Source organism: Pseudodesulfovibrio mercurii, assembly GCF_000189295.2.
Classification (GTDB): Bacteria; Desulfobacterota; Desulfovibrionia; order Desulfovibrionales; family Desulfovibrionaceae; genus Pseudodesulfovibrio; species Pseudodesulfovibrio mercurii.
Genome location: NC_016803.1, coordinates 3,801,961 through 3,815,714 on the forward strand (window position 1 = coordinate 3,801,961; position 13,754 = coordinate 3,815,714).

General features: G+C 60.0%; 25 protein-coding genes. 23 read left to right on the forward strand and 2 right to left on the reverse strand.

What is annotated here, in order from left to right; all coding sequences use genetic code 11:
* From rpsC to DND132_RS17245, 23 genes are all read left to right on the forward strand, one after another.
* Entirely contained in the window at positions 1–642 is a 642-nt protein-coding gene (gene rpsC / locus DND132_RS17145; RefSeq protein WP_014324033.1) for a 30S ribosomal protein S3, read from the forward strand.
* A complete protein-coding gene (gene rplP, locus DND132_RS17150; RefSeq protein ID WP_014324034.1) occupies positions 642–1,055 on the forward strand; it encodes a 50S ribosomal protein L16 in 414 nt (137 codons plus the stop codon). Before rpsC ends, rplP begins: the two co-directional genes overlap by 1 nt.
* Positions 1,056–1,058: 3 nt before the next feature.
* The gene (rpmC, locus tag DND132_RS17155; RefSeq protein ID WP_148267103.1) at positions 1,059–1,250 is read left to right on the forward strand and encodes a 50S ribosomal protein L29; all 192 of its coding nucleotides are present in this window, start codon (positions 1,059–1,061) and stop codon (positions 1,248–1,250) included.
* A 3-nt stretch (positions 1,251–1,253) separates the two neighbouring features.
* Positions 1,254–1,520, forward strand: coding sequence for a 30S ribosomal protein S17 (gene rpsQ, locus DND132_RS17160; protein ID WP_014324036.1), 267 nt, complete (start codon positions 1,254–1,256; stop codon positions 1,518–1,520).
* A gap of 19 nt (positions 1,521–1,539) precedes the next feature.
* Entirely contained in the window at positions 1,540–1,908 is a 369-nt protein-coding gene (gene rplN, locus DND132_RS17165) for a 50S ribosomal protein L14 (protein ID WP_014324037.1), read from the forward strand.
* Between the two features lie 10 nt (positions 1,909–1,918).
* Positions 1,919–2,239: a 50S ribosomal protein L24 gene (rplX, locus tag DND132_RS17170; RefSeq protein ID WP_014324038.1), complete on the forward strand. Its 321-nt coding sequence runs from the start codon at positions 1,919–1,921 to the stop codon at positions 2,237–2,239.
* A gap of 8 nt (positions 2,240–2,247) precedes the next feature.
* Positions 2,248–2,787 carry a 50S ribosomal protein L5 gene (gene rplE, locus DND132_RS17175; RefSeq protein WP_014324039.1) on the forward strand — a complete coding sequence of 180 codons (540 nt, stop codon included), beginning with the start codon at positions 2,248–2,250 and terminating at the stop codon, positions 2,785–2,787.
* An 11-nt stretch (positions 2,788–2,798) separates the two neighbouring features.
* Positions 2,799–2,984: a type Z 30S ribosomal protein S14 gene (locus DND132_RS18125; protein ID WP_014324040.1), complete on the forward strand. Its 186-nt coding sequence runs from the start codon at positions 2,799–2,801 to the stop codon at positions 2,982–2,984.
* 15 nt (positions 2,985–2,999) lie between these two features.
* Positions 3,000–3,383, forward strand: a complete 384-nt coding sequence (gene rpsH, locus DND132_RS17180; RefSeq protein ID WP_014324041.1) for a 30S ribosomal protein S8 — start codon at positions 3,000–3,002, stop codon at positions 3,381–3,383.
* A gap of 12 nt (positions 3,384–3,395) precedes the next feature.
* Entirely contained in the window at positions 3,396–3,932 is a 537-nt protein-coding gene (gene rplF / locus DND132_RS17185) for a 50S ribosomal protein L6 (RefSeq protein WP_014324042.1), read from the forward strand.
* Between the two features lie 10 nt (positions 3,933–3,942).
* A complete protein-coding gene (gene rplR / locus DND132_RS17190; protein ID WP_014324043.1) occupies positions 3,943–4,299 on the forward strand; it encodes a 50S ribosomal protein L18 in 357 nt (118 codons plus the stop codon).
* A 16-nt stretch (positions 4,300–4,315) separates the two neighbouring features.
* Complete coding sequence (gene rpsE / locus DND132_RS17195; protein ID WP_014324044.1) at positions 4,316–4,807, forward strand: 30S ribosomal protein S5; 492 nt, start codon at positions 4,316–4,318, stop codon at positions 4,805–4,807.
* A gap of 13 nt (positions 4,808–4,820) precedes the next feature.
* Positions 4,821–4,994: a 50S ribosomal protein L30 gene (rpmD, locus tag DND132_RS17200; RefSeq protein ID WP_014324045.1), complete on the forward strand. Its 174-nt coding sequence runs from the start codon at positions 4,821–4,823 to the stop codon at positions 4,992–4,994.
* Positions 4,991–5,437, forward strand: coding sequence for a 50S ribosomal protein L15 (gene rplO, locus DND132_RS17205; RefSeq protein WP_014324046.1), 447 nt, complete (start codon positions 4,991–4,993; stop codon positions 5,435–5,437). Before rpmD ends, rplO begins: the two co-directional genes overlap by 4 nt.
* A gap of 32 nt (positions 5,438–5,469) precedes the next feature.
* Positions 5,470–6,780 carry a preprotein translocase subunit SecY gene (secY, locus tag DND132_RS17210; RefSeq protein WP_014324047.1) on the forward strand — a complete coding sequence of 437 codons (1,311 nt, stop codon included), beginning with the start codon at positions 5,470–5,472 and terminating at the stop codon, positions 6,778–6,780.
* A 2-nt stretch (positions 6,781–6,782) separates the two neighbouring features.
* Positions 6,783–7,553 carry a type I methionyl aminopeptidase gene (map, locus tag DND132_RS17215; RefSeq protein ID WP_014324048.1) on the forward strand — a complete coding sequence of 257 codons (771 nt, stop codon included), beginning with the start codon at positions 6,783–6,785 and terminating at the stop codon, positions 7,551–7,553.
* Positions 7,554–7,684: 131 nt separating this feature from the next.
* Positions 7,685–7,798, forward strand: coding sequence for a 50S ribosomal protein L36 (rpmJ, locus tag DND132_RS18130; protein ID WP_014324049.1), 114 nt, complete (start codon positions 7,685–7,687; stop codon positions 7,796–7,798).
* A gap of 12 nt (positions 7,799–7,810) precedes the next feature.
* Positions 7,811–8,182, forward strand: a complete 372-nt coding sequence (gene rpsM / locus DND132_RS17220; RefSeq protein ID WP_014324050.1) for a 30S ribosomal protein S13 — start codon at positions 7,811–7,813, stop codon at positions 8,180–8,182.
* A gap of 79 nt (positions 8,183–8,261) precedes the next feature.
* The gene (rpsK, locus tag DND132_RS17225; RefSeq protein WP_014324051.1) at positions 8,262–8,648 is read left to right on the forward strand and encodes a 30S ribosomal protein S11; all 387 of its coding nucleotides are present in this window, start codon (positions 8,262–8,264) and stop codon (positions 8,646–8,648) included.
* A gap of 15 nt (positions 8,649–8,663) precedes the next feature.
* Complete coding sequence (rpsD, locus tag DND132_RS17230) at positions 8,664–9,290, forward strand: 30S ribosomal protein S4 (protein ID WP_014324052.1); 627 nt, start codon at positions 8,664–8,666, stop codon at positions 9,288–9,290.
* 12 nt (positions 9,291–9,302) lie between these two features.
* Positions 9,303–10,343, forward strand: a complete 1,041-nt coding sequence (locus DND132_RS17235) for a DNA-directed RNA polymerase subunit alpha (protein WP_014324053.1) — start codon at positions 9,303–9,305, stop codon at positions 10,341–10,343.
* Positions 10,333–10,848 (forward strand): 50S ribosomal protein L17, encoded by a 516-nt coding sequence (gene rplQ, locus DND132_RS17240; RefSeq protein WP_014324054.1) that lies wholly within the window; start codon positions 10,333–10,335, stop codon positions 10,846–10,848. Before DND132_RS17235 ends, rplQ begins: the two co-directional genes overlap by 11 nt.
* Before the next feature lie 75 nt (positions 10,849–10,923).
* Positions 10,924–11,808, forward strand: a complete 885-nt coding sequence (locus DND132_RS17245; protein WP_014324055.1) for a selenium metabolism-associated LysR family transcriptional regulator — start codon at positions 10,924–10,926, stop codon at positions 11,806–11,808.
* Here the strand turns inward: DND132_RS17245 and DND132_RS17250 are convergent.
* Positions 11,805–12,635 carry a menaquinone biosynthetic enzyme MqnA/MqnD family protein gene (locus DND132_RS17250; RefSeq protein ID WP_014324056.1) on the reverse strand — a complete coding sequence of 277 codons (831 nt, stop codon included), beginning with the start codon at positions 12,633–12,635 and terminating at the stop codon, positions 11,805–11,807. The genes DND132_RS17245 and DND132_RS17250 overlap by 4 nt on opposite strands.
* Positions 12,635–13,705: a cyclic dehypoxanthinyl futalosine synthase gene (gene mqnC, locus DND132_RS17255; protein WP_014324057.1), complete on the reverse strand. Its 1,071-nt coding sequence runs from the start codon at positions 13,703–13,705 to the stop codon at positions 12,635–12,637. Before mqnC ends, DND132_RS17250 begins: the two co-directional genes overlap by 1 nt.
* Between the last annotated feature and the right edge of the window lie 49 nt (positions 13,706–13,754).

The window sequence follows — 13,754 nt, forward strand, 5'->3', positions numbered from 1 at the left end:
ATGGGACAGAAAGTACATCCTTACGGTTTTCGTCTGGGGTATAACAAGAACTGGCTGTCCCGCTGGTACAGCAGAAAGGACTACCCTGCGTTCGTCTTCCAGGACGACCAGGTCCGCAAGTTCGTTAAGAAAAAACTGTTTCAGGCCGGCGTGTCCCGCATCGAGATCGAGCGGGCCGGCGGCAAGATTCGCCTGATCATCCACACCGCGCGTCCCGGTATCGTCATCGGCCGCAAGGGTGTTGAGATAGAAAAGTTGCGTGAGGAATTGCGCAGCAAGTTTCAAACCGAGTTCACCATTGAGGTCAACGAGATTCGTCGGCCTGAGGTTGAGGCTCAGCTCGTAGCTGAGAGTATTGCCCAGCAACTCGAACGCCGCATTGCCTTCCGCCGTGCCATGAAGCGCACGGTGGGCCTTGCCAGGAAATTCGGCGCCGAGGGTATCAAAGTCGCGTGTGCGGGTCGCCTTGCCGGCGCCGAAATCGCGCGCGGCGAATGGTACCGTGATGGGCGTGTGCCGCTGCACACCCTCCGTGCGGACATCGACTACGGTTTTGCCGAGGCCTCCACGACCTACGGCGTGATCGGCGTCAAGGTCTGGATCTTCAAGGGTGAGATTCTGGACAAAGAGGTACAACAGTAATGCTTGCTCCAAAAAGAGTTAAATTCAGAAAATGGCAGAAAGGCCGACTCAGAGGCAAGGCCCAACGGGGTAACGTGGTGTCCTTCGGCGATATCGGGCTGAAGGCATTGGAGCACGGAAAGATCACCAATCAGCAGATTGAGTCCGCTCGTGTCGCGATCATGCGTCACATCAAGCGCGGCGGTAAGGTCTGGATCCGCATCTTCCCTGATCACCCCACCACCTCCAAGCCCGCGGAAGTCCGTCAGGGCAAGGGTAAAGGCGCTCCCGACGGTTGGGTCGCGCCGGTGAAACCGGGCCGTATCATGTACGAAGTCAAGGGCGTCGACATCGAGCTCGCCAAGGAAGCCCTCAAGCGCGCTTCCTACAAGCTCCCGATCAAGACGACCATCGTTGTCAAGGAGGGTATGTAAATGCTGTCCAACAAGGAACTTCGTGAAATGGATGACGCAAAGCTGACCGAGACCCTGAAGGATGCCCGGCATGAGCTGTTCTCCATGCGCTTCAAGCATGCGACGGCCCAGCTGGAAAACACCAAGGCTCTCAGCGGCGCAAAAAAGACCATCGCCCGTATCCTGACCATTCAGCGGGAACGGCAGGGAGCGTAAGAAATGGCTGAGTTCAAATACCAAGGCAACAAGCGGTTGCTGACCGGACTGGTCATCTCCGACAAGGCCGACAAGACCATCGTCGTCCGCGTCGAGACCCTGGTGAAGCATCCGCTGCTGAAGAAGTACATCCGTCGCCGCAAGAAGTTCATGGCCCACGATCCGGCCAACGACTGCGGTGTCGGCGATACGGTGCAGATTGTCGAGTCGAGACCCATGTCCAAGCGCAAGCGCTGGCACCTGGTGAAGATTCTCGAAAAGGCCGTGTAGGGATTAGGAGGATATCGAAATGATTCAGGTTGAATCCAATCTCGACGTGGCTGACAACTCCGGAGCCAAGAAGGTCGCCTGCATCAAGGTGCTCGGTGGTTCCAAACGCCGTTACGCCAGCGTCGGTGATATTATCGTAGTGTCCGTCAAGGAGGCCATGCCCCATTCCAAGGTGAAGAAGGGCTCGGTCATGAAGGCGGTTGTCGTCCGCACCAAGAAGGAACTCGGCCGTCCCGACGGCTCCTTCATCAAGTTCGACAACAACTCCGCCGTGCTGCTGAACAACAACATGGAGCCCGTGGGAACCCGTATTTTCGGCCCCGTGGCCCGTGAACTGCGCGCCGCCGGTTTCATGAAGATCGTTTCCCTCGCTCCCGAGGTTCTGTAAGGAAATCACGATGCAGACTAAAATTCGCAAAGACGACAAGGTCATGGTCATCGCCGGGAAGGACAAGGGAAAGGTCGGCAAGGTCTTGAAGATCCTCAAGAAGCAGGACAAGGTCCTGGTCGAGAAGGTGAACATGGTCCAGCGCCATACCAAGGCCAACCCGTACGCCCAGCAGCCCGGTGGCATTATCGAGAAGGAAGCCCCTATCCATGTATCCAATGTGGCTATTGTGTGCGACGCCTGCACCAAGCCCACGCGGGTAGGGTACAAGAAGACTGAAGACGGCAAGAAGGTGCGCTTCTGCAAGAAGTGCAACGAGACCTTCAAATAGGTATCAGTATGACACGTCTCGAAAAGTTGTATAACGAAAAGGTCGTCCCCGAGCTCCAGAAGGAGTACGGTTACACCTCGTCCATGGAGATCCCCAAAATGGTCAAGATCTCCCTGAACATCGGCCTCGGTGCTGCCAGCCAGAACAGCAAGCTCATCGAAGCCGCCGCCGACGAGTTGACCGCCATCGCCGGGCAGAAGGCCGTGGTCACCCTGGCCAAGAAGTCCATCGCGCAGTTCAAGCTGCGCGAGGGCCAGCCGGTTGGGTGCCGCGTTACCCTGCGCGATGATCTCATGTGGGACTTTTATGACAAGCTCGTGAGCTTCGCTCTGCCCCGGGTCCGCGACTTCCGCGGCGTCCCCGACCGTGGTTTCGACGGTCGCGGCAACTTCACCCTGGGCATCAAGGAACACACCATCTTCCCCGAGCTTGACATCGACAGGGTGGAATTGGTGAAGGGCATGAACGTGACCGTGACCACCACGGCCAAGACCGACAAGGAAGGCAAGACCCTTCTTGACCTCCTTGGCATGCCCTTTAAAAAGTAGGAGGACGGAAAGTGGCCAAGACAAGCTTACGCGTTAAGGCAAGCCGCAAACCCAAGTTCAAGGTCCGCGCTTACAATCGGTGCCCGATTTGTGGCCGTCCTCGGGCTTTCCTGAGGCGGTACGGCATCTGCCGTATCTGCTTCCGCAACAAGGCTCTCGCCGGCGAACTGCCCGGCGTCCGCAAGGCGAGCTGGTAATTAAGGAGAAATGAAATGGCTGTTGTTGATCCTGTAGCCGACATGTTGACCCGCATCCGGAATGCGTATGGCGCCTATCACACCGATGTCGTCGTGCCGGCTTCCAAGATGAAGTCTTCCATCGCGGGTATCCTGAAGGAAGAAGGTTATATCGCCGACTACGCTGTCGAGGACAGGGACATCAGTATTACCCTCAAGTACGCCGAAGGCAAACCGCTTATCACTGGCCTGAAGAAGGTCAGCAAGCCCGGTCGCCGTGTGTACGTTGGTGCTTCTGATATCCCCCGCGTCCAGAACGGCATCGGTATTTGTATCGTGTCCACCTCCAAGGGGCTGCTCGAGGGCGCCAAGGCCAAAGAGGCCAACGTCGGCGGCGAGCTCCTCTGCGAAATCTGGTAAAGAGGTTCCGTTATGTCTCGTATAGGAAAGAATCCCATCGTCATCCCTTCGGGTGTCGAGGTGTCAGTCGGAGCCTCCGAAATCCAGGTCAAGGGTCCCAAGGGGTCCTTGAATACTCCGGTCGATTCGTCCGTTGAGTACAAGATCGAGGATGGCAAGGTGTACGTTTCCCGCGTGGATGATTCCCGCCGCTCCCGCGATCAGCACGGTCTTCGTCGGACCCTGCTGGCCAACTGCGTGGACGGTGTGACCAAGGGCTTCACCAAGACCCTGGAAGTCATCGGCGTCGGTTACAAGGTGTCCGTGCAGGGCAAGAAAGTCGTTCTGGCCGTCGGGTATTCCCACCCGGTGGAGTTCGACCTGCCCGCCGGCCTGGAGGCCAAGGTGGAAGGCGCCAAGCTGACCATCGAGGGCATCGACAAGCAGCTTGTCGGTGAAATTGCGGCCCAGATTCGTCGTGTGCGTCCGCCGGAACCCTACAAGGGCAAGGGCATCAAGTACCTCGACGAAGTCATTCGCCGCAAGGCCGGTAAGTCCGGCTCCAAGTAGGGGTAAAGTCATGAAAAGCAAGAATGCACAGAGGCTTCTTCGGAAGCCTCGCATCAGGAAGAAGGTCTCCGGCACCGAAGCCCGGCCCCGCCTGGTCGTCTACCGCTCCAACCAGCATCTCTATGCTCAGTTGGTGGACGACGTGAACGGCGTGACCCTCGCCTCCGCCAGCACCCAGGTGCTGAACAAGGACGGCGAGACGCTGAAGGCCAACAAGGAATCCGCCGCCAAGGTTGGCAAGGCTATCGCCGAAGCCGCCCTGGCCAAGCAGATCGAGGCCTGCGTCTTCGACCGGAACGGATATATCTATCACGGCAAGATCAAAGCCCTTGCCGACGGCGCCCGTGAAGGCGGGCTGAAATTCTAGGCACCAGGAAAAAACAATGGAACAGAATGAAAGTGGATTGATTGAAAAAATCGTCTACCTCAATCGCGTCGCCAAGGTTGTCAAGGGTGGCCGCCGTTTCAGCTTCAGCTGCCTGGTGGTCGTCGGTGACGGTGAAGGTGGAGTCGGTTATGGCCTGGGCAAGGCCAACGAAGTGCCCGAAGCCATCCGCAAGGCCGGTGAGCGCGCCAAGAAGAACATGATCAATGTTCCTCTGCTGGACGGCACCCTCCCGTACGAGATTCTGGGACGCTACGGCGCGGGCCGCGTCATGCTCAAGCCCGCCAGCCGAGGCACCGGCATCATCGCCGGCGGTCCCGTCCGTGCGATCATGGAGGCCGTTGGCGTCAGCGACATCCTGACCAAGGCCATCGGGACCAACAACCCGCACAACGTGCTGCGGGCCACCATGGCTGGACTGGAGTCCCTGCGCAGCGCCGAGGAGATTTCCTCCCTGCGCGGCGTGTCGGTCTCCACTCCCAGAAAGTAGGAAGGTGATCGCCGTGATTAAAGTGAAACAGATCAAGAGCAAGATCTCGTGCAAGCCCCACCAGGTGAAGATCCTGGAGTCCCTGGGCCTGCACCGGATCAATCAGGTCAAAGAGCACGATGACACTCCCGTCATCCGCGGAATGGTCTATAAGGTCAGACACCTGGTGGAGGTTACCGAATCATGAGACTTCATGAACTCTACGCCTTCCCGGAAGAATACAAGAACCGCAAGCGCATAGGCCGCGGCTCCGGCTCCGGCTGGGGCAAGACCGCCACCAAGGGCACCAAGGGCCAGAACTCCCGTTCCGGCGGCGGCGTCCGCCCCGGCTTCGAGGGCGGCCAGATGCCTCTGGCCCGGCGCCTGCCCAAGCGCGGATTCAAGAATCCCTTCCGTGAAGTATACGAAGCCGTGAACGTGGGCCGACTGATCGCCATGTTCGAAGGCAAGGACGAGATTACCCTGGCCGACATGTACGAGCGCGGCGTCGTCAAGGACGGCGCTCCGGTCAAAGTGCTTGGCACGGGTGACGTTGACAAGGCCGTGACCATCGAAGCCCATCGCTTCAGTGCGTCCGCTGCCGAGAAGATTGCCCAGGCCGGCGGTACCGCCAAGGCCATTGAAGCATAAACGCACTACTGATTCGGAAGGGTACTGAGACGATGTCAGGAGTTGACAATATTGCCCGGTTGCCGGAGTTGCGGAAAAAGCTGCTCTGGACATTCGCACTGCTCGCTGTCTACCGGTTGGGCATACATATCCCTATTCCCGGCGTCGACAGTGCCGCGCTTTCCGAGTTCTTCGCGCAGGCGCAGAACACCCTCTTCGGCGTGTTCGACATGTTCTCCGGCGGTGGACTCAAACGGATGTCCATCTTCGCCCTGGGTATCATGCCGTACATTTCGGCCTCGATCATCCTTCAACTTCTGACCGTGGTCAGCCCCGAGCTGAAACGGCTCCAGAAGGAGGAAGGCGAGGCCGGCCGCAAGAAGATAACTCAATATACCCGGTACGGCACGGTGCTGATCACCGTCGTTCAGGGTTTTGCCATCGCCACCGGACTGGAGTCCATGAGCTCGCCCACGGGCGCGCCCATGGTCCTCTACTCCGGGATCAGCTTCAAGCTGATGACGATCCTGACCCTGACCGCGGGCACCGTGTTCCTGATGTGGCTGGGCGAACAGATGACGGAGAAGGGCATCGGAAACGGCATCTCGCTGATCATCTACGCGGGTATCATCGCCGGCCTCCCGGCCGCGGTGATCAACACCCTGCAGCTGATGACCGTGGGCGAGATCTCGCTGTTCATCCTGCTCTTCCTGATCGTGGCCATGGTCGCGGTCCTGGCCTTCATCGTGTTCATGGAGCGCGGCCAGCGCCGCATCCCCATCCACTATGCCAAACGTCAGCAGGGGCGGCGCATGTTCGGCGGCCAGACCACGCATCTGCCGCTGAAGATCAACACGGCCGGCGTCATCCCGCCGATCTTCGCGTCCTCCATCCTGATGTTCCCTGCAACGCTTGCCCAGTTCTCGAACAACAAGTATTTGCAGGACTTCTCGTCCTACTTCCGGCCCGATTCCATCCTGTACAACATCCTGTACATCGGGATCATCATCTTCTTCTGCTATTTCTACACGGCGATCATGTTCGATCCCAAGGGAATCGCGGAGAACATCCAGAAGCAGGGCGGCTTCATCCCGGGCATCCGTCCGGGCAACCGCACCCGCGAGTACATCGACAAGGTGCTCGCCCGCATCACCCTGTGGGGCGCCTTCTATGTCTCGGCGGTCTGCGTGCTGCCCATGGTCCTGATCAGCAAGTTCGGCGTGCCGTTCTATTTCGGCGGCACCTCGCTGCTGATCGTGGTCGGTGTGGCCATGGACTTCATGGGCCAGATCGAGTCCTACATGATCTCCCGCCAATACGAGGGATTGATGGGGAAGGGCAATAAAATCAAAGGCAGGCGCTAGTCTTGAAAAAGTTTCGGGGCGTCTTCCTCAAGAATGATAAAGAGATTGGCCTCATGCGTGAGGCCAATCGCATTGTTTCCAGAATTCTCGACGAACTGGGTGAGAACGTCCGACCCGGCGTGTCCACCATGTACTTCGAGAATATCTGCCGCGCACGCTGCGACGAGTACGGGGTCAGACCGAACTTCCTGGGTTACCAGGGATTTCCCTTCGCCCTGTGCTGCTCGGTCAACGAGGAGATCGTGCACGGCTTTCCCTCCGAGGAGCGCATCCTCAAGGAGGGCGACATCGTCAGTTTCGACATGGGTGTCGAATACAAGGGATTCCACGGAGACTCGGCCCGGACCTTCGGGGTGGGCCAGGTTTCCAAAGAAGCGCAGAAACTCATGGATGTAACCCGCGAGTCTCTGTATATAGGGATCGAACAGGCCCGGCCCGGAAACAATCTGTATGACATCTCCGCGGCAATCCAGTCATACGTGGAAGGGTTCGGCCTGGGCATCGTCCGTCGTTTTGTAGGTCATGGGATCGGCAGTCATCTTCACGAGAAGCCCGAGATCCCGAACTTCGTGCCCAGGGGGCTGTCCGGCGTTCCTCTCAAAGCCGGAATGGTCCTTGCCATTGAGCCGATGGTCACACTGGGCGCATACGAGGTCGAGATTCTCGAGGACAACTGGACTGCGGTGACCAAGGACAGGAATCTGTCCGCTCACTTCGAGCACACCGTCGCCGTGACCCACGATGGACCGAGAATATTGAGCCTGTCCGACTAGCTCCTCCGGGGGCCTGCAATTCGGGCTTGCTCTTTGTTCCAAAAGGCTGTATAAAACGCAGCTTCGTTAAAAAGGCCACCCCCCGGCAGGGGGGTATGGGCATTATTGTTATTTAGACATTGGAGATGGTCATGAAAGTCAGACCTTCTGTGAAGAAAATGTGTTCCAAGTGCAAAGTAATTCGGCGCAACGGCGTGCTGCGGGTGATCTGCGAAAATCCCCGGCACAAGCAGCGTCAAGGATAGAGGGAAAGAACTATGGCACGTATTGCTGGCGTTGATCTGCCGAGGAACAAGCGCATCGACATCGCGTTGACGTACATTTACGGCATCGGCCGCACCATGGCCATGCAGATTCTCGAGACCACCGGTATCGATTGGACGATGAGCAGTGACGACCTCACTGCCGACGACGTCAACCAGATTCGCGTCGAGATCGAGAACAACTACAAGGTCGAGGGTGACCTCCGTCGCGAGATCACCACCAACATCAAACGGTTGATGGACATCGGCTGCTACCGCGGCCTGCGCCATCGCCGCGGCCTGCCCGTTCGCGGTCAGAAGTCCAAGACCAACGCCCGTACCCGCAAGGGTCCGCGCCGTTCCGTCATGGGCCGCAAGAAGAAATAGCTCGTCATGCGACTTTCGCCGGTGCGCCCGTGAGCGCGCGGGCGTTGTATAAGACTTTTATTCAACGGAGATTAAGGCAATGGCTAAACCCCGTCGCTCTGGGAAGAAAAAAGAAAAGAAGAATATTCCCGTCGGTATTGCCCACGTCAAGGCCACGTTCAACAACACGATCGTGACCTTCACCGACGTCAAGGGCAATGTCGTCAGCTGGGCCTCCGCCGGTGCTCACTTCAAGGGTTCCCGGAAGTCCACTCCTTTCGCGGCACAGATGGCCGCCGAAGCCGCCGCCAAGCGCGCGCAGGATTCCGGCATGCGTACCGTCGGCATCTACGTCAAGGGCCCCGGCTCCGGACGTGAGGCCGCCATGCGCGCCATCAACAATGTCGGCTTCAAAGTCACTTTCATCCGGGACATCACCCCGATCCCGCACAATGGTTGCCGGCCGCCCAAACGCCGCAGGGTCTAATTAAGGAGAATTATCGTGGCAAGATATACCGAAGCAAAATGCAAGCTGTGCCGCCGCGAGGGAGAGAAGCTCTTCCTCAAGGGTGATCGCTGCTACACCGACAAGTGCGCCTACGAAAAGCGCCCCTATCCTCCGGGACAGGCCGGCCGCCTTCGCCACAAGATGTCCGACTACGCCGTCCAGCTGCGCGAGAAGCAGAAGGTCCGCCGCATGTACGGCATTCTTGAAGGCCAGTTCCGCACCTACTACAAGCGCGCTGAAGGCATGAAGGGCGTGGCGGGTCACAACCTGCTGTTCCTGCTGGAGCGTCGACTCGACAACGTGATCTACCGTCTCGGCTTCGCCAACTCCCGCGACCAGGCTCGTCAGTTGGTCCTCCACGGCATCTTCAAGCTCAACGGCCGCCGCGTGTCCATCCCGTCCATGCAGGTCAAGGCCGAGGACGTGATCGAGGTCCGCGAGGAAGCCCGCAAGATCCCCGTGATCAACGAGGCCCAGGAAGTCATCGCCCGCCGCGGCTGCCCCGAGTGGCTGGAATCCGACGGCGCCAACTTCAAGGGCACGGTTAAGGCCATGCCGAGCCGGGAAGACATCCAGTTCCCGATCAACGAGCAGCTGATTGTCGAATTGTACTCCAAGTAAATAGGGGACTACATGCTTATTGAGAACGGCGACAAACTCATCAACACCCGTAACTGGAGCCAACTGGTCAAGCCCGAGGCCCTCGTGCGCGACTCCAAGTCCTCCAAGACGTACGGTAAATTCATCTGCGAACCTCTGGAGCGCGGCTACGCCACCACCATCGGCAACGCCATGCGCCGGGTTCTTCTCTCCTCCATGCAGGGGTGTGCCATCGTGTCCGCCTCCATCGAGGGAGTGCAGCATGAGTTCACCACGTTGCCGGGGGTGCTTGAGGATATGACCGAGGTAGTGCTGAACCTGAAGCAGGTTCGCATCGCCATGACCACGGACGAGCCCCAGCGCTTGGTCCTCGAAGCCAACAAGAAGGGGCAGGTCACGGCCGGCATGATCCAGGAAAACCAGAATGTGACCATTCTGAACAAGGATCAGCTCATCGCCACCCTGACCGAAAATCGCCCCCTGAAGATGGAATTGGAAGTCCGCATGGGCAAGGGTTACGTTCCGGCCGACATGCATGAAGGGCTGACCGACGAAATCGGCTCCATGGTCCTCGACGCCAGCTACTCCCCCGTCAAGAAGGTCGCGTATTCCGTCGAACAGGCGCGCGTCGGCCAGATGACGAACTACGACAAGCTCATCCTGGAAGTGTGGACCGACGGTTCCGTCACTCCCGAGGATGCCTGTGCATACAGCGCCAAGATTCTCAAGGACCAGCTTTCGGTGTTCATCAACTTCGATGAATCCTCCTCCGAGACGCACGAGGAAGAGGACAACTCCATCGATCTGAACCCGAACCTCTTCAAGTCCATTGACGAGCTCGAACTCTCGGTTCGCGCCACCAACTGCTTGAAGGCCGCCAACATCCAGCTGGTGGGCGAACTGGTCCAGCGTACCGAACAGACCATGCTCAAGACCAAGAACTTCGGACGCAAGTCCCTGGACGAAATCCGTCGGGTTCTGGACGGCATGGCACTCAAGTTCGGCATGTCCGTCGAGGATTTTGACAAGAAATACCAGGAATGGTTGAAGAGGAAAGAGAAAAATGAGGCATAGAAAGTCCGGCCGCAAACTGAATCGGTCCAATACGCACCGTGCGGCCATGTTCAAGAACATGGCTCGCGCCCTCCTGACCTACGAGCAGATCCGCACCACCGAAGCCAAGGCCAAGGAACTTCGTCGCATCGTTGACAAGCTCCTGACCATGGCTCTGCGCAACGACCTGCATTCCCGCCGTCAGGCGTACAAGGTCCTCGGCAGCCACCAGATGGTTCAGCGTCTCTTCGACGAGATCGGTCCCCGCTTCGAGAGCGGCGTCGGCGGATACACCCGCATCGTCAAGCTCTCCCAGCCCCGCAAGGGCGACTGCGCCCCCATGGTCATCATCGAGCTGACCAAGAAGGGCGCCGAGGCCACCGCCGAAGCCCCGGCCAAGGAGGAAGCCAAGCCGGCTCCCGCCAAGAAGGCCGAGAAGAAGGAAGCGCCCAAGGCCGCTCCCGAGAAAGCCGAAGAACCGGTCGAGGAAACTCCCGAGGCCGAGGAAAAGGCTGACAAGGAATAATGAAAGAGGGCAGGCTCCGGCCTGCCCTTTTTTTGTCTTAAATTATAGATTACGTCTATTTACAGGATTGATTTTATGGACATCAGAAAGCTTGAGGCCTTTTGCAAGGTATACGAACTGCAAAGTTTTTCCAAGGCCGGGGAGGCCATGTTCCTGTCCCAGCCGACCATCAGTTCGCACGTGGCCAACTTGGAGGACGAGTTGGGCGTCAAGCTGTTCGACCGGTTGGGGCGGAAGATCATGCCCACCCAGGCCGGTGATGTCCTCTACGAGAGCATGGTGACCATCTTCCGCAACCTGGACCGGGCCAAGGCGGCCATCGAGGTCCTGCGCGACCGGGTGGTCGGCGAGTTGCAGGTGGGGTGCAGCACCATCCCGTCGCACAGTCTTCTGCCGGAACTGCTCAAGTCCTTTTCCGCCAAGTATCCCGAGGTCTCCTTCGTGGTCCACACCGGCGACTCGTCCGAGGTCATCCGCAGGGTGGCCTGCGGCGACTGGCCCGTGGGCATTGTGGGCAAGCGGCCCGAGGAAGAGGAACTGGTGGCCAAGCTCCTGGCCAGGGACGAGACCATCCTGGTGGCCTCTCCGCACGCTCCCTGGCTGCCCGAGGGCGACAACCTGCCCATGGAGCGGTTGGTGGAGTTGCCGTGGATCATGCGCGTCAAGGGCTCGGCCACGCGGCTGGTCCTGGAGAACGCCTTGAACAAGGCGGGCTATTCCCTGCAGAACCTGAATGTGCGCATCAAGGTGGAGGGCACCTGCGAGAGCCTGGCCCACGCGGTGCACGGGGTGGGGATGTGCTTCACCTCGAAACTGGCCGCCCAGTCCCTGCTGGACAGCGGCGAGGTGGTCCGGATCAAGGCCCCTGCCCTGGAGGGACGGCGCGAGTTCTACCTGATCCACCACGGCGGCCGGTACATGTTCCCGGCCCTCAAGGCCTTCGTGGAATTCCACGGCTAGGCGGAGGGCAGGAAGACCAGCTCCGGGACGCGTTCGATGATCCCGGTCTCCACCAGGCTTTCGTAGAAGGCCCGCATGCCCCGTTGCTCCTCGGGCCCGAGGTCGTAGACCAGGCCGTCGAAGTAGGAGCACATCTCCTCATCGTTCAGGCAGCTCTCCTCGGCGGCCATGACGCAGACGTCGGCGATGTTCTCCTCGCCCCAGTGCTTGCCCGCCAGGAGCAGATTCGCGGCCTGTTCCACCTTTTCCCTGTCCCGGTTCCAGCTTTCGCGGCTGACGATCCAGACGCCGAAGATGAACGGCAGGCCGGTCAGCTCGCGCCAGGCCTCGCCCAGGTCGATGCGGTAGGGATAGTCGGGGTGATAGCGCAGGTTCAGGGCCTCGTCGCCGATGCACAGGATGGCCTGGGGACGTTCCCCGGTGCCGAGGACGTCGGTGGCGCTGCCGGTGGTGAACACGGTCCGTATCTTCCACAATTTGGCCTGGAGCACGCGGAGCAGGGCGGCGGAGGTGTGGGTCTGGGCGCTGACCAGGATGGTCCTGCGGTCCAGTTCCTCCACCGGGCGGCGGCTCAGGAGCAGCACCGACTGCACCGGTCCCCGGCTGCCGATGGCGATGTCCGGGATGAGGTAGTACTTGTCCGCGTGGCGCGCGTATTCCACGCTGGACGCGGCGGACACGTCGAGGAGCCCGGCGTCCATGAGCCGGTTCAACTCGGCGGGCGGGCCCGAAGTGACCTCGCAGTCCATGGGCAGGATGCCGGTCTCCAGGGGATGGTAGATGGGCAGGACGTTGAGATAGCCGATCTTGCCGAGACGCACGCTCATTATTCGGCCTCCAGAAGGGTATAGTCCATGGTCCGCTGCCGGGGGACGAACCCCGCGCCCCGGACCAGGCGGTGGATTTCCTCGCGGGACAGGCTGAAGGACACGCCCGCGGCCTTGACCACGTTCTCCTCGATCATGGTCGAGCCGAAGTCGTTGCCGCCGAAATACAGGGCCAGCTGGGCGATCTTGGGCCCCATGGTCACCCAGGAAACCTGGATGTTGTCCACATTGTCCAGGACGATGCGCGAGACGGCCAGGGTACGCAGGTACTCCACGCTGGTCAGCTTGCGGCAGCGAGGCAGGGCGGTGTGGTCGGGCTGGAAGGTCCAGGGGATGAAGGCCGTGAAGCCGTGGGTGCGGTCCTGGACCTCGCGCACCCGGAAGAGGTGTTCGAGCCGCTGGACCGGGGTCTCGAGGTGGCCGAACATCATGGTCGCGGTGGTCCGCAGCCCCTGGCGGTGGGCCTCCTCCATGACGCCGAGCCACTGGTCGGACGGACACTTGTTGGGAGCCACCCGGGAGCGGACCTCGTCCACCAGGATCTCGGCCCCGCCGCCGGGGATGGAGTCCAGCCCGGCCGCACGTAGCCGCCGGATGACCTCGGCCACGGAGAGACCTTCCCTGTTGGCCCAGAAGACCACCTCGGGCGGGGAAAAGGCGTGGATGTGCACGGGGTGCTCGGCCTTGATGAAGCGGAGCATGTCCTCGTACCAGGTCAGGGGCAGGTCCGGGTGGTGCCCGCCCTGCATGAGGATCTGGGTGCCGCCCAGGGCGATGGTCTCGTCGATCTTGCGTCCGATCTCTTCGAAGGAGAGCACGTAGCCGTCCGCTCCGCCGGGCTCGCGGTAGAACGCGCAGAACTTGCAGCAGCAGACGCAGACGTTGGAATAGTTGATGTTCCGGTCCACCACGTAGGTGACCACGGGCTCGGGATGCCTGCGCAGCCGCACCTGATGGGCCAACCGCCCCAGGTCGTGAAACTCCGCCTCAGCATACAGCGTCTCGGCCTCGTCGAACCCGATCCGCCCGCCGTCCAGAACCTTCCCATATATTTTTTCAAGCTCGCTCATACTGTTCTCTCCTGAACCTCCCGCCCGAACTTCACCCCGCGAAGCGGCG

Bases quoted from the DNA above. Each gene is read 5' to 3' on its own strand.
- mqnC (WP_014324057.1), bottom strand. From the start codon at position 13,705: ATGAGCGAGCTTGAAAAAATATATGGGAAGGTTCTGGACGGCGGGCGG.
- rpsC (WP_014324033.1), top strand. From the start codon at position 1: ATGGGACAGAAAGTACATCCTTACGGTTTTCGTCTGGGGTATAACAAG.
- rplE (WP_014324039.1), top strand. From the start codon at position 2,248: ATGACACGTCTCGAAAAGTTGTATAACGAAAAGGTCGTCCCCGAGCTC.
- DND132_RS17235 (WP_014324053.1), top strand. From the start codon at position 9,303: ATGCTTATTGAGAACGGCGACAAACTCATCAACACCCGTAACTGGAGC.
- rplO (WP_014324046.1), top strand. From the start codon at position 4,991: ATGAGACTTCATGAACTCTACGCCTTCCCGGAAGAATACAAGAACCGC.
- DND132_RS17245 (WP_014324055.1), top strand. From the start codon at position 10,924: ATGGACATCAGAAAGCTTGAGGCCTTTTGCAAGGTATACGAACTGCAA.
- rplX (WP_014324038.1), top strand. From the start codon at position 1,919: ATGCAGACTAAAATTCGCAAAGACGACAAGGTCATGGTCATCGCCGGG.
- rpsK (WP_014324051.1), top strand. From the start codon at position 8,262: ATGGCTAAACCCCGTCGCTCTGGGAAGAAAAAAGAAAAGAAGAATATT.
- rpmJ (WP_014324049.1), top strand. From the start codon at position 7,685: ATGAAAGTCAGACCTTCTGTGAAGAAAATGTGTTCCAAGTGCAAAGTA.
- rpsQ (WP_014324036.1), top strand. From the start codon at position 1,254: ATGGCTGAGTTCAAATACCAAGGCAACAAGCGGTTGCTGACCGGACTG.
- rpsM (WP_014324050.1), top strand. From the start codon at position 7,811: ATGGCACGTATTGCTGGCGTTGATCTGCCGAGGAACAAGCGCATCGAC.
- rplF (WP_014324042.1), top strand. From the start codon at position 3,396: ATGTCTCGTATAGGAAAGAATCCCATCGTCATCCCTTCGGGTGTCGAG.
- DND132_RS17250 (WP_014324056.1), bottom strand. From the start codon at position 12,635: ATGAGCGTGCGTCTCGGCAAGATCGGCTATCTCAACGTCCTGCCCATC.
- rplN (WP_014324037.1), top strand. From the start codon at position 1,540: ATGATTCAGGTTGAATCCAATCTCGACGTGGCTGACAACTCCGGAGCC.
- rplR (WP_014324043.1), top strand. From the start codon at position 3,943: ATGAAAAGCAAGAATGCACAGAGGCTTCTTCGGAAGCCTCGCATCAGG.
- rpsE (WP_014324044.1), top strand. From the start codon at position 4,316: ATGGAACAGAATGAAAGTGGATTGATTGAAAAAATCGTCTACCTCAAT.
- rplP (WP_014324034.1), top strand. From the start codon at position 642: ATGCTTGCTCCAAAAAGAGTTAAATTCAGAAAATGGCAGAAAGGCCGA.
- secY (WP_014324047.1), top strand. From the start codon at position 5,470: ATGTCAGGAGTTGACAATATTGCCCGGTTGCCGGAGTTGCGGAAAAAG.
- rplQ (WP_014324054.1), top strand. From the start codon at position 10,333: ATGAGGCATAGAAAGTCCGGCCGCAAACTGAATCGGTCCAATACGCAC.
- rpsH (WP_014324041.1), top strand. From the start codon at position 3,000: ATGGCTGTTGTTGATCCTGTAGCCGACATGTTGACCCGCATCCGGAAT.